Below are 12517 nucleotides of genomic sequence, written 5' to 3'. Positions count from 1 at the left end.
ATGCCTTCGCCGATCATTGTCACCGGGGCGGCCGGCTTCATCGGCATGCATGTGGCCGAGCGGCTGCTGGATCGCGGCGAGACGGTGGTCGGAGTCGACAACTTCAACACCTACTACGACCCTGCCCTGAAAGCGGCCCGGGCCGCGCGGCTGGAAGGCCGCGACGGCTTCACCATGGTCCGGATGGACATCGCCGAGCACGAGGCCTTGCTGGAGTTGGTCAAGACCTCCGGCGCCAGGCGGGTGGTGCATCTGGCCGCCCAGGCCGGTGTCCGCTACTCGATCGACAATCCGTTCGCCTATGAGCGCTCCAACCTGGCCGGCCATCTGGCGGTGCTGGAAGCCTGTCGTCACTCAGGCGTCGAGCATCTGGTCTATGCCTCGTCGAGCTCGGTGTACGGCGATCGGCCGCTCAACGGCTCGGGCTTCAAGGAGACGGATCCGGCCGAGACGCCGGTGTCGCTCTACGCCGCCACCAAGCGCTCCTGCGAGCTGATCAGCCAGAGCTACGCAGCGCTATATGGCTTTCCCCAGTCGGGCCTGCGGTTCTTCACGGTCTATGGCCCCTGGGGCCGGCCCGACATGGCCTATTACGGCTTCACCGAGAAGATCCTCTCGGGCGAGCCCATCGAGGTCTATGGCGAGGGCGAGATGGCGCGCGACTTCACCTATATCGACGACATCGTCGACGGAATCGTCGGCGTCCTCGACAACCCGCCGGCCCAGGGCGGCCACGAGGTCTACAATATCGGCGACAACGATCCGGTCGGACTGATGGAGATGATCTCCACGCTTGAAGCCGCGCTCGGCGTCGAGGCCACGAAGATCATGCGGCCGATGCAGCCCGGTGACGTCACCGCCACCTTTGCCAATATCGACAAGCTGCACGCGCTGACCGGCTACCGGCCCAGGGTCAAGTTGGCCGATGGGCTCGCGAAGTTCGTCGCTTGGCGGCGGGGCTATTCCGGCGACTGATCGACCAGGGCCGCGCGCCTGGATACCTGGTGCTCGCGCCAGGAGATGAACAGGGTTGAGCCCACCACGATCACCGCGCCGATCAGGGTCGCCGTCTTCGGGACCTCGTGGAACAGCAGGAAACCGACCAGCACCGCAAAGACCAGTCGGGTATAGTCGATCGGCGCCATCACCGCCGCCTCGCCCAGTTGCATGCCCTTGATATAGGCCCCCTGGGTGAGGGTCCCGATCACGCCCATGGCGGCCAGCAGACCCAGATCCGGCCAGCTGGGCCAGCGCCAGACGAACAGGGCTGGCGGGATCGAGAACACCAGGCCCAGCACGGCCGCATAGACCAGCAGGGTGAACGGCGAGTGGTCGCGGGTCATCACCTTCATGCCGGTGATGGTCAGGGCAAACAGCAGCGCCGCCGCCAGGGCCGCCGCCTGCGGCCAGCCCAGCCAGCCGCCGGAACCGTCAGCGCCGGGCTGCAGCATGATCAGCACCCCCAGGAACCCAACCACGGCCGCGCTGATCCGCAAGGGTCCGATCGGCTCGCGCAGGATCAGGCCGGCGAACGGCACCAGCCACAGGGTCCGGGTGAAGGACAGGGCGTTGGCGTCGGCCAGCGGCAGTTCCTGATAGGCGTAGAAGCTGAGGATCAGGGCCAGCACCCCGGCGCTGGACCGGAAGATCAGGATGCCCGGCCGGGTGGTGTAGAACGTGCCCCGCCAGTCGCGCGCCATCAGCGGCAGCAGGATGATCACCCCCGCCAGCTGCCGGTAGAAGGTCTGCAGGGCGGCCGGATAGCCCGGCCCCAGATACTTGATCAGGGTGGTCATCGCCGTGAAGCCGACCGCCGAGGCCAGCATCCACAGCGCGCCACGCAGGTTGGGTGTTAGAGCGCTTGCCGTCACCCGGCCGCGCCGCCCTGGTTTCCTTGGGGGGCCATGGCCATCCGCATCTGCTCGGCCTGTTCCGGCGTGATGCCCATGGCCGACAGGATGGGCGAGGGTGCGTTCTTGTCCCAGCTGCTGCGGCCGCCCACCGTGATGCCGCCGTCGACCACGATGTGGGTGCCGGTCACGAACTCGGAATCGTCACAGGCCAGGTAGAGGGCCGCGCGGGCGATATCTTCGGGCAGACCGGCCTTGGGGATCGGCTGGATCTTGGGACCTACCTCGGCGACGCGGGCGGCCATCTGGTCGGCCACCTCGCGGGGCAGGCCCATCGAGGCCCCGAAGATCGAGGTGGCGATCAGGCCCGGGCAGATGGCGTTGACCCGGATCTTGTCGGGCGACAGCTCGGCCGCCGCGCAGCGGCTCAGATGGATCACGGCGCACTTGGCGGTCGAATAGGCCAGAGGGCCAAAACCCGCCTGCAGGCCGGCGATCGAGGCGGTGTTGATGATCGAGCCGCCGCCGCGCTCCAGCATCAGCGGTACGGCGTACTTCATGCCCAGGGCCGGGCCACGCACCAGCAGGGCGAAGGTCTGGTCCCAGCCTTCGGCGGTCATGTCGGCGACGCCCAGCGGCGTACCGCCATGGCCGGCGTTGTTGAACAGGATGTCCAGACCGCCAAAGGCGTCCTTGGCCATGTTCACAGCCTTGGCGATGTCAGCCTCGACGGTGACGTCGCAGCGGGCGAAGCGGACGGTGTCGGGGAAACGCTTCTCCAGCATCGCGCCCTTGTCTTCCTGCATGTCGGCGGCGATGACGCTGGCGCCCTCGGCGACAAACAGTTCGACCGCGCCCAGGCCAATGCCCGAGCAAGCTCCAGTGATGACGGCGACCTTGCCGTTCAGACGTCCAGCCATTGCGTTGTTCCTTCGCGCTCCCGCCCCGACCTCTGATGGATCGGTGATCAACGATCATACTCGCGGAGGACGGAGGGCTTGGCTAGCCTGGAAAGGCGCTCGCGCCTTCGATCTGGGCGGCGGGCTTGGTCAGGAAGGCCTGGCGCAGGTCTCCCATGGCCGGCCCGATCAGGAACCAGGGCTCGACGCAGTAGCGCGAAAAGAGCCGGCGCGGGTCGGCCATCAGGCGAAACAGCCACTCGACGCCGATCTGGCCCATCCAGCGGGGCGCGGCCTTCTGGATGTCGGCCTCGTAGTCAAAGGCGCCGCCGACGGTAAAGTGGGCGCAGGGGCTGGTGATCGCCTTGTGGTTCTCCAGCACCCAGACCTCCTGGCGCGGCATGCCCATGCCGACCAGCAGGATATGGGGCTTGAAGGCGTTGATCTGCTCGACCACCGCCGCGTTTTCGTCGGAGCCGGGGCTGGCGTCGAAATAGCCGTGATGCGTTTCGAGCTGGACGCCCGGATGGTCGGCCAGGATCTTTTCGCTCGCCGCCTCGGCCACGCCCGGCGCGCCGCCGACGAAGAACACGCGCCAGTTTTCGGCCCGGGCCTTGGCCCAGAAGAAGTCGCGCCAGTCCAGATAGGTGCAGCGGTGGAACTGCCGGCTGCTGCGCCCGATCACCCGAGCCCAAGCCAGCAGCGGCGTAGAGTCGACCTCGACCAGATCGGCGACGGTGAAGAAGGCCCGGACCTTGGCGCTCTTGCGGGCCAGGTAAAGGCTGTGAAGATTGTGGTTGGCGATGATCGAGGACACGCCCCGGTTCAACCGCGCTCCGACGAAGTGGAAGACTTCCTCGTGGCGCACCAGGTCCATGGTCTCGCCCAGCAGCTTGACCCGCTCGTTGGCGCGCCGCTTGAGGCGGAACGGTCGGGCGCCTCCCTGCGGGGGCGAAACGGAACGGGCAGTCTGCGACATCTGCGGCTTTCGTGAGAACCGCGTTCAGTCTCGGGGATGGCTCGTAAGCATCCCGATAAATTTCGTCCTTAGCGCCCCTTAACCCTGACGACGCAACGGTCCGCCGTCAGGGCCCGAAGGGTTCTAGTCGTTGGTCACAACCACCTTGCCCATGGCCTTGCGGCTGGCCAGGTGGGCGATGGCGTCGCCGGCCCGCTCCAGCGGGAAGCGCTCGGAAACGTGCGGCTTGATCTTGCCCTCGGCGTAGAGCGCCATCAGTTCCTTGACGTTCTGGGCGTGGCCGGCCGGATCGCGGGCCACCGAGGCCCCCCAGAACACGCCCACGATGTCGCACGACTTCAGCAGGGTCAGGTTCAGCGGAATCTTGGCAATGCCCGACGGGAAGCCGATCACCAGGAAGCGACCGTTCCAGCCGGCGGCGCGGATGGTGGCTTCGGAATAGTCACCGCCGACCGCGTCGTAGGCCACGTCCCAGCCATTGGGGCCGCAGGCCTCCTTGATCAGATTGGCCAAGGCCTTCTGGCCGTCCTTGTCGAACGGACCGCGCGGATAGACCACGCCGCTGTCGGCGCCGTGGGCGATGGCCAGATCGACCTTTTCCTGGCTGGAGGCCGCCGCGATGACGCGCGCCCCGGCCGCCTTGCCCAGTTCCACGGCCGCCAGGCCGACGCCGCCGGCCGCGCCCAGCACCAGCAGGGTCTCGCCGGCCTTCAGGCTGCCGCGATCCTTCAGGGCGTAATAGGAGGTGCCGTAGGTCAGGATAAAGGCCGCCGCTTCATCGAAGGGCATGTTGTCGGGGATCTTGGTGCAGCGGGCCTCTTCCAGGGCCAGCTTCTCGGCCATGCCGCCCCAGCCGGTCGAGGCCAGTACGCGGTCGCCGACCTTGAACTTCGTCACGCCCTCGCCGACGGCGGCGATCAGGCCCGAGACCTCGCCGCCCGGCGCGAAGGGACGGGTGGGCTTGAACTGGTACTTGTCCTCGATGATCAGCACGTCGGGATAGTTGACGCCGCAGGCCTTCACATCGATCAGCACCTGACCGGGACCGGCCACGGGATCGGGCAGTTCCGACAATTCCAGGGTTTCGGGGCCGCCGACTACCGTGCTGAGAACCGCCTTCATCTGTCTTCTCCCGTCTTTATTCGTTAAGAGGCCGGACGCTAACGCAGGGCGCGCGACCAAGGAAGCGGAATGTCAAACAAACGTTTTAGTCTCGCCCTGCACGGTGGCGCGGGCTCGGCCCCGGGCCATGACTATGGCGCCGAGATCGCCCACATGGCCGGCCTGGTCGAGGCGGCGCGTGACCGTCTGGCCGCCGGGGCCAGCGCCCTGGACGTCGCCGTCGAGACCGTGGTCGCCTTGGAAGCCAGCGGCCTCTACATCGCCGGCAAGGGCGCCTCGCCCAACGCGGCTGGAGCTTATGAGCTGGACGCCTGCCTGATGGACGGGGCCACCGGCCGCGCCGGCTCGATCGCCGCCCTGCAGGGGTTCGAGAGCCCGATCCTCGCCGCCCGGGCGGTGATGGAGAAGACCCCGCACGTGATGCTGGCCGGCGAAGGCGCCATGGCCTTCGCGCGCTCGCAGGGCCTGAAGGAAATCGCCGATCCGGCCAGCTGGTTTACCCAAGCCGGGGCCTTCGAGAGCAACCATCCGCCCGATCACCCGACCGGCACCGTCGGCTGCGTGGTTCGCGACAGCGAAGGCCGGCTGGCGGCGGCGACCTCGACCGCTGGCGTGTTCGGCAAGATGCCCGGACGCATCGGCGACAGCCCCCTGATCGGGGCCGGCGCCTGGGCCGACGACACCGTCGCCGTCTCCTGCACGGGCCAGGGCGAATATTTCATCCGCACGGCGGTGGCGGTGCAGATCGCCCACCGCATGCGCTTTGGCGGCGAAAGCCTGGAGAGCGCGGCGGCCGCCGCCATCGCCGGGGTCGCGGCCCTGGGCGGCGACGGCGGGCTGATCAGCATCGACCGGGACGGCAGGGTCGCCATGCCGTTCGCCTCGGACGGCGTCAAACGCGCCGCCCTGATGCCGGATGGAACAATCTTCAGCGCCGCGTTCTGAGGCGCCAACCGACGGTGGGGAGATTAGGGCGAACGGTCGATTGAACCTGTAATCTTGGGTGGATAGGTTGGCGCCATGCATGCACGCGCTGGCCAGCTGGCCCGACCCGAAGACCTCATCGATCTGGCCGCCCTGACCGGCGCCTATTTTGACCTCAAGCCCGACATGTCCAGTCCCGGCCAGCGGGTGGCGTTCGGCACCTCGGGGCACCGGGGCTCCAGCCTCGACGGCGCGTTCAACGAGGCCCATATCCTGGCGATCACCCAGTCGATCGTGGAATACCGCGCCGCCCAGGGGATCACCGGCCCGATCTTCGTCGGCCGCGACACCCACGGCCTGTCCGAGCCCGCCTGGCGCAACGTGATCGAGGTGCTGGTCGCCAACGGGGTCGAGACGCTCATCGACGACCGCGACGGCTTCACCCCGACCCCGGCGGTGTCGCACGCCATCCTGGCCTTCAACCGCGGCAAGACCTCGGGTCTGGCCGACGGCATCCTGATCACCCCGTCGCACAACCCGCCCCGCGACGGCGGCATCAAGTATAACCCGCCCTCGGGCGGACCGGCCGACGGCTCGGCCACCTCGGCCATCGCCAATCGCGCCAACCAGCTGATCGAAGGCGGTCTGGCCGATGTGCCCCGCATGCCGTTCGAACGGGCGATCGCCCAGGCGGGCCGCTTCGACTTTCTGGGCCGCTATGTCGACGACCTCCCGAGCGTGCTGGATCTCGACATCATCCGCAGCGCCGGCGTGAAGATCGGCGCCGATCCGTTGGGCGGGGCCAGCGTCGGCTATTGGGGCGAGATCGCCACGCGTCACCGCCTGGACCTGACCGTGGTCAACCCGACGGTCGATCCGCGCTGGGCCTTCATGCCGCTGGATACCGACGGCAAGATCCGCATGGACTGTTCGTCGCCCTGCGCCATGGCCAACCTGATCAAGTCGATGGCGGGCGGCGCGGGCTATGACGTCGCCACCGGCAATGACGCCGACGCCGACCGCCACGGCATCGTCACCCCCGACGGCGGGCTGATGAACCCCAACCACTTCCTGGCCGCCTCGATCGCCTATCTGTTCAGCCATCGCGAGGGCTGGGGCCCGGACGTGGCCGTCGGCAAGACCCTGGTGTCGTCCTCAATGATCGACCGCGTGGTGGCCGGCCTTGGCCGCACGCTGCTGGAGGTGCCGGTCGGTTTCAAGCATTTCGTGCCGGGCCTGCTGGACGGCAGCGTTGGGTTTGGCGGCGAGGAATCGGCCGGGGCCGCGTTCCTGCGTCGCGACGGAACCGTGTGGACGACGGACAAGGACGGCCTGCTGCTGGCCCTGCTGGCCGCCGAGATCCAGGGCCGCACGGGTCGCAGCGCCAGCCAGCTGTATGACGATCTGGCCGACCAGTATGGCCGCCCTTCCTATGCCCGCATCGACGCCCCGGCCGACCGGGCGCAGAAGGCCCGGCTAGGCGCGCTGAGCCCGTCCGACGTCACGGCCACCAGCCTGGCCGGCGAGCCGATCACCGCCACCCTGACCACCGCGCCCGGCAATGGCGAGGCCATCGGCGGGCTGAAGGTGGTGACGCAGAACGCCTGGTTCGCGGCGCGGCCGTCCGGGACCGAGGAGGTCTACAAGATCTATGCAGAGTCGTTTCTGGGGGACGAGCATCTGAAGCAGGTGCAAGCCGAGGCGCGGGAAGTCGTGGCCGGGGCTTTGAAGGGCTGATCCGGCCACGCCCTTCCACCCGCCGAGTGGCCTGAAGTCGAGCGTGCCAGACCTGCTCTTACAGAGCTCCCTCAATCCCCGAGCAGCTCGCTCACCCACTGGCTCACCTTCTCCGTCGCAGGCCCGTAGATCCGCCTGTCGAAGGCATGGGCATTGTCCGACCGCGCCACATTGATCTCGCAGGTCGCGATCCCCAGGGCCCGCGCCTCGGCCACGAAGCCGGCGGCGGGATAGACCGAGCCGGACATGCCGATGGCCACGAACAGGTCGGCCTCTTCCAGCGCCTGATTGATCTGGTCCATGAACATCGGCAATTCGCCAAACCACACCACGTCCGGCCGAGTGGCGCCGACCGTTCCGCATTCCGGGCAGACCTGGCGGGCGGTCAGCGGACCCCGGTCGATCCAGTCGCCGGAACACTGGGTGCAGCGAGTGGCGGTCAGCCGGCCATGCATGTGCACGACCCGCTTGCTGCCGGCCTTTTCGTGCAGGTCGTCGACATTCTGGGTGCAGAGAAAGACCCAGCCGCCCAGGGCGGTCATTTCGCGCTCCAGCCGCGCCAGGGCGGTGTGGGCGCGGTTGGGGGCGGCGATCTCCAGGATCTTGCGGCGGGCCGAATAGAAGTCGCGCACCCGGCCCGGGTCGCGCGCGAAGCCTTCCGGCGTAGCCAGCTGGGCCAGGTCGTTCTGGGTCCACAGGCCGTCGGAATCGCGAAAGGTCTTCAGACCGCTCTCGGCCGAGACGCCTGCGCCGGTCAGGATGAAGATGTTCAGCGGCTGGACCATTTCAGCTTCCCCCCTCTGGGTTCCTCTGGACGGTCGCTGGCGGGTCGCCTCTGGAGCGAACCTGACGCGTCCGTCATTTTTAATTTGACCCGTCTGCGAGATTGAGTTGACACTGTTTAGATCGTTGGAAGCTGGCGCAAGACCCGCCCCGACCCAGGCCACCGGAGGAGCCCCCCATGACGGACAAGAACATCACCAAGGACGCCATGTACGACGCGGTGGCGCCGGACGACTTCGAGTCGATGCTCGAACTTGACCGCTACAACAACCGCTCCACGGCCTTCGACAAGATCATTTCGGCGACCCACGACCACTTCTGGGATCCGCTCGACAAGGCCTATATCGATTTCGACGTGCCGTTCGACATGGAGAACCAGGCCCTGGTGCCTGAGGATCTCGTGATCGCCCTGTCGACCGACTATGTCTCCAATCACCTCAGCGATCCCAAGACGCGCATCCGCTTCATCAACCAGTCGGTGCTGCGCAGCTTCTCGTCGATCCTGCACGGTGAGCAGGGCGCGCTGAACCTGTCGGCCTCGCTGTGCCACGTTCTGAAGGATCAGGGCGCGCAGGAATACGCCGCCAACCAGACCCGCGAAGAGGCCCGCCACGTCACGGCCTTCGCCAAATACATCAAGGCCCGTTGGGGCCGGCCGGTCGAGTGCGGCCCGGCCCTGAAGACCCTGCTGGTCGAGATCATCGGCGCGCCCGAGGTCTACAAGAAGATCATCGGCATGCAGATGCTGGTCGAGGGCCTGGCCATGGGCGCCTTCGCCACCTTCTACAACCAGATCAATGATCCGGTCGGCAAGAAGATGCTGCAGCTGGTGATGACCGACGAGGCCTTCCACCACAAGTTCGGCAAGATCTGGGCTGACCGCACCGTGCCCAAGCTGTCGCCCGAGGAACACGCCATCATCGAGGACTGGGCGGCGCACTGCTTCCAGACCCTGCTGTTCAACCTCGTCTCGCCGCACCAGCAGATGGATCTCTATGCCGAGTTCGGCCTGGATCCCGACAAGGTGGTCGAGGAGTACGGGAAGATCATGACCGACGACGTGCGTCGCGAGGCCATGAAGGAGCAGACCAACATCTTCCGCGTGCTGGTCAAGACCCTGTTGAACGCCGGCATCATCACCGACCGCACCAAGGCCTTCTACGCGATGTATGTCGACATCGAGGAGCTGCGGGGCGAAGGCGACCGCACGGTCGGCGACGACATCGCCGAAGAGGGCATTCGCCACCTGCAGGCCATCAACTTCCGCGATCGGCCGGCCGGCGCGATCGGCATCGCCGCCGAATAGGCTTTCGATCAAGCCAAACAGGCCGCTCGCCCGGAACAAGGGCGGGCGGTTTGCGTTTGAGTGGCCTTGTTGGCAAGGTTTTCTCCATGCGCAGTCTGAACCTGATCTCCGCTGGCGGACTCGCCTGCGCCCTCGGTGTTGCTGGAATGGCGGGTTCGGCCCACGCCGCCGCCAAGCCTCCGGCCAAGGCCGTCTCCGCCGAGTTCTATTCGGGCCAATGGTTCGAGATCGCCCGCACGCCCAATTCAGGCCAGCGCGACTGCGAGGCGGCCTCAACCCAGTTCACCAGCACCGGGGCCAGCAGCTTCAAGGTCGTGCAGATCTGTCGCAGGGGCTCGCCCACCGGCGCGGCCAAGACCTTCAACACCAGCGGCAAGATCGTCGCAGACACCTTCAACGCCAAATTCTCGATGAGCTTCCTGGGTGGCCTGAAGACGCAGGAATACTGGGTGCTGGACCGGGCCGACGATCAGTCGTGGGCGATCATGGCGACGCCGGGGGGCAACTATGTGTGGCTGCTGTCGCGCCAGGCGGACATGCCTTCGGACATCAGGGCGTCAGCCCTGTCGCGGGTGAGGGCGCTGGGCTACGCCAAACTCGAATTCCCCGCCCATCCGGACGTCTGATCGCATGAAACCCTGGACCCTCTCCCTGACCCTGCCCCTGCTGCTGGCCGCCTGCGTGGCGGGGCCCAGCGGCAATCCCAGCCCGCCCCAACCGGCCAAGGCCGTGGAACTGGATCGCTATCTGGGCCTCTGGTACGAGGTCGCCCGCTACGACATGCGGTTCGAGAAGGGCTGCGAAGGCGTCACCGCCGAATATTCCAAACGTCCCGATGGCCTGATCCGGGTGCTCAACACCTGCCGCCAGGGCGCAGTAGACGGTCCAGTCAAGAGCAGCGAGGGCCGGGCCAAGGTTGTCGATGCGGCGACCAACGCCAAGCTGCAGGTCTCGTTCTTCGGCCCGTTCTGGGGTGACTACTGGGTCATGGACCATGCCGACGACTACAGCTGGAGCATCGTCGGCGAGGGCTCGGGCAAGTATCTCTGGCTCCTGACCCGCAAGCCGCCGACCGGCCTGGAGCGCGAGGCCCTGACCGCCCGGGCCAAGGCCATGGGCTATGACGTCTCGATGCTGCGGCCGACCCTGCAACCGGCGCCCTAAGGGCGCTTGCCCGGCCAGGTGAGATAGCCGTTGGCGTCGCGGCCGGCATAGCGGACCTCAGGCGGCGGCGGAGTCCTCGACGGCGGCGCCTCATAGGGCCGGGCGTAGGGGTACTCGACATAGGGCGGCAGCGGCTGAGCCGGCGGCGGCGCCTGGCGTTCGAACTCGGCGATCGCCACCGATGACGCCGCAAGGGGGGCAGGTTCGATCCTTCGCGGAGGCGTAGGAAGACCTGGCGTGGCCTCAATCCGGATCGGCGGCGCAACCACCGGCGCTGGCGGCGGAAGTGTCGACATCACAACAGCGGCCGGCGTCGCCACCCGGGTCTCGATTCGCGACGTCTCGGCGATCGTCCTCGCCTGCGGGAAGGGCGCGATCCCTCGGCCCTCCAGGGGCCGCTCCGACGGAGGGTAGAGACTTCTGATCGCGATCTTGAACTGACCCAGACAAGCCTCATGGCCCGCCGCGAAGTGCGCCTTGGCGAGTTCCCCGGCGTCAGGGCGATAGAGGGCGCTCTCGCTTTTCAGGAGCGCCGGAGCCTCCCACCGGCAGAAGGTGTTGACCGCGACGGCGCCGGTGCGGCCGTCGATGACGTCCAGCTTCGCATGATAGATCGCGTCCTTTTCGTAACTCGCCGATCCGACCACGCGCCAGCCCATGTTCCGCACATCGACGATGTAGCGGGCGCCGACGGCCATTTTGGCAATCGCCTTGGGCCTTTGGCGCTCGATGGCGATCGGCTGCTCAAGAACGACCGCTTCCCGGCGCTCGGCCAGCGTCCGAGCCAGTTCGCGCGCCAGGTCAGGCGTCGGATCGACGATCTGGCTTTTCCGGGCCAGCTGCGCGCCGGACATGTTTTCAACGATGGCCTGGCCGATCACGGCGCCCACCATGCCAGCCAGTCCCATGCCGGGGGGATTGAGGTTGACCTCGACGCCGGAGCGCAGACCGGGCGACTTGCGCTGAGTGAAGGCGATGGTCTCGGTCGAAGGCTCGGCGAGAGCCGCTTCGGCCGGAGGGGGCGTGCGCGGCGCGGCCGTCGCAACGCCTTGCGACGCCAGAGCCACGATCGTGGCGACCGCCAGAACAGAACACGTCTTCACAGCACCGCCCACCTAACGCCCTGCTTGATGGATCCGGGCTATTGCGCTGAAAGGTTGTGGTCAAAGCGTCGCGCCCAGAGCGGGAACCCGGCTCGCCCGGCGGGACGCTATTTAACCTTGATCCGCGAACAAAGCTGGAACAGGATCAGGCCATGGACGTCGTGATCGACCTGCGCCTATCGCGGCCCGAGACCACCGACGCGGTCACCCGGGGGGCCGCGCGGTTCCTGGTGTCGCTGGGCTATGCGCCCTTGGCCGAGGTGACCTTGCCCAACGGGCGGCGGGCCGACCTGATGGCCCTGGGACCCAAGGGCGACATCCTGATCGTCGAGGTCAAGTCGGGGCTGGAAGACTTCCGCATCGACCGCAAATGGCCAGAGTACGCGCCCTATTGCGACGCCTTCTATTTCGCGGTCGCCCCGCATTTTCCGGACGGCGTCCTGCCCGAGGAACCGGGGATGATCGTGGCCGACGCCTTTGGCGGCGCCGTGATCCGCGAGGCGCCGGTCGCGCCGCTGGCCCCCGCCCGCCGCAAGGCCCTGACCCTGGCCTTCGCGCGGCTGGGGGCGATGCGGGCCTGTGGCGTCAAGGCCGACCAGCTCTAGCTTTCTGTTTTCGCATCGTTTTTGCGGGAAACCGGCATCCACTTT

Annotated in this window: 13 protein-coding genes; 7 read left to right on the top strand and 6 right to left on the bottom strand. The window is 67.3% G+C overall.

Annotation, left to right across the window (positions count from 1 at the left end):
• On the top strand, window positions 1–975 hold the full coding sequence (locus ACW17Z_RS12340) for an NAD-dependent epimerase/dehydratase family protein (RefSeq protein ID WP_492056219.1): 975 nt from the start codon (window positions 1–3) through the stop codon (window positions 973–975).
• Here the strand turns inward: ACW17Z_RS12340 and ACW17Z_RS12335 are convergent.
• The 4 genes from ACW17Z_RS12335 to ACW17Z_RS12320 form a co-directional block, all read right to left on the bottom strand.
• Window positions 960–1826: a DMT family transporter gene (locus tag ACW17Z_RS12335; protein ID WP_492058524.1), complete on the bottom strand. Its 867-nt coding sequence runs from the start codon at window positions 1824–1826 to the stop codon at window positions 960–962. The genes ACW17Z_RS12340 and ACW17Z_RS12335 overlap by 16 nt on opposite strands.
• 41 nt (window positions 1827–1867) lie before the next feature.
• Window positions 1868–2770, bottom strand: coding sequence for an SDR family NAD(P)-dependent oxidoreductase (locus tag ACW17Z_RS12330; RefSeq protein ID WP_492056218.1), 903 nt, complete (start codon window positions 2768–2770; stop codon window positions 1868–1870).
• Window positions 2771–2852: 82 nt separating this feature from the next.
• Window positions 2853–3728: a WecB/TagA/CpsF family glycosyltransferase gene (locus tag ACW17Z_RS12325; RefSeq protein WP_492056217.1), complete on the bottom strand. Its 876-nt coding sequence runs from the start codon at window positions 3726–3728 to the stop codon at window positions 2853–2855.
• 123 nt (window positions 3729–3851) lie between these two features.
• Window positions 3852–4850 carry an NADPH:quinone oxidoreductase family protein gene (locus ACW17Z_RS12320; protein ID WP_419319116.1) on the bottom strand — a complete coding sequence of 333 codons (999 nt, stop codon included), beginning with the start codon at window positions 4848–4850 and terminating at the stop codon, window positions 3852–3854.
• 69 nt (window positions 4851–4919) lie between these two features.
• On the opposite strand from ACW17Z_RS12320, the gene ACW17Z_RS12315 reads away from it, so the two are divergent.
• Window positions 4920–5795: an isoaspartyl peptidase/L-asparaginase family protein gene (locus ACW17Z_RS12315; protein WP_419319117.1), complete on the top strand. Its 876-nt coding sequence runs from the start codon at window positions 4920–4922 to the stop codon at window positions 5793–5795.
• Between the two features lie 75 nt (window positions 5796–5870).
• Window positions 5871–7511: a phosphoglucomutase (alpha-D-glucose-1,6-bisphosphate-dependent) gene (gene pgm / locus ACW17Z_RS12310; protein ID WP_492056216.1), complete on the top strand. Its 1641-nt coding sequence runs from the start codon at window positions 5871–5873 to the stop codon at window positions 7509–7511.
• A 71-nt stretch (window positions 7512–7582) separates the two neighbouring features.
• Here pgm and ACW17Z_RS12305 read toward each other — a convergent pair whose 3' ends face one another.
• A complete protein-coding gene (locus ACW17Z_RS12305) occupies window positions 7583–8296 on the bottom strand; it encodes an NAD-dependent deacylase (protein WP_492056215.1) in 714 nt (237 codons plus the stop codon).
• Between the two features lie 176 nt (window positions 8297–8472).
• Between ACW17Z_RS12305 and ACW17Z_RS12300 the strand changes: the two genes are divergently transcribed.
• From ACW17Z_RS12300 to ACW17Z_RS12290, 3 genes are all read left to right on the top strand, one after another.
• Window positions 8473–9600 (top strand): ferritin-like domain-containing protein, encoded by a 1128-nt coding sequence (locus ACW17Z_RS12300; protein WP_492056214.1) that lies wholly within the window; start codon window positions 8473–8475, stop codon window positions 9598–9600.
• Between the two features lie 86 nt (window positions 9601–9686).
• Entirely contained in the window at window positions 9687–10226 is a 540-nt protein-coding gene (locus ACW17Z_RS12295) for a lipocalin family protein (RefSeq protein ID WP_419319121.1), read from the top strand.
• A 4-nt stretch (window positions 10227–10230) separates the two neighbouring features.
• Window positions 10231–10764 (top strand): lipocalin family protein, encoded by a 534-nt coding sequence (locus ACW17Z_RS12290; protein ID WP_492056213.1) that lies wholly within the window; start codon window positions 10231–10233, stop codon window positions 10762–10764.
• On the opposite strand, the gene ACW17Z_RS12285 is transcribed toward ACW17Z_RS12290, so the two are convergent.
• Entirely contained in the window at window positions 10761–11867 is a 1107-nt protein-coding gene (locus tag ACW17Z_RS12285) for a hypothetical protein (RefSeq protein WP_492056212.1), read from the bottom strand. The two genes, ACW17Z_RS12290 and ACW17Z_RS12285, sit on opposite strands and share 4 nt — an antisense overlap.
• A gap of 152 nt (window positions 11868–12019) precedes the next feature.
• Here ACW17Z_RS12285 and mmcB point away from each other — a divergent pair, with 152 nt between their 5' ends.
• Entirely contained in the window at window positions 12020–12472 is a 453-nt protein-coding gene (gene mmcB, locus ACW17Z_RS12280; RefSeq protein ID WP_492056211.1) for a DNA repair putative endonuclease MmcB, read from the top strand.
• Window positions 12473–12517 lie beyond the last annotated feature (45 nt).

This window comes from Caulobacter sp. GSs2, from assembly GCF_058680895.1.
This window is presented reverse-complemented; position numbering and strand designations above follow the sequence as displayed.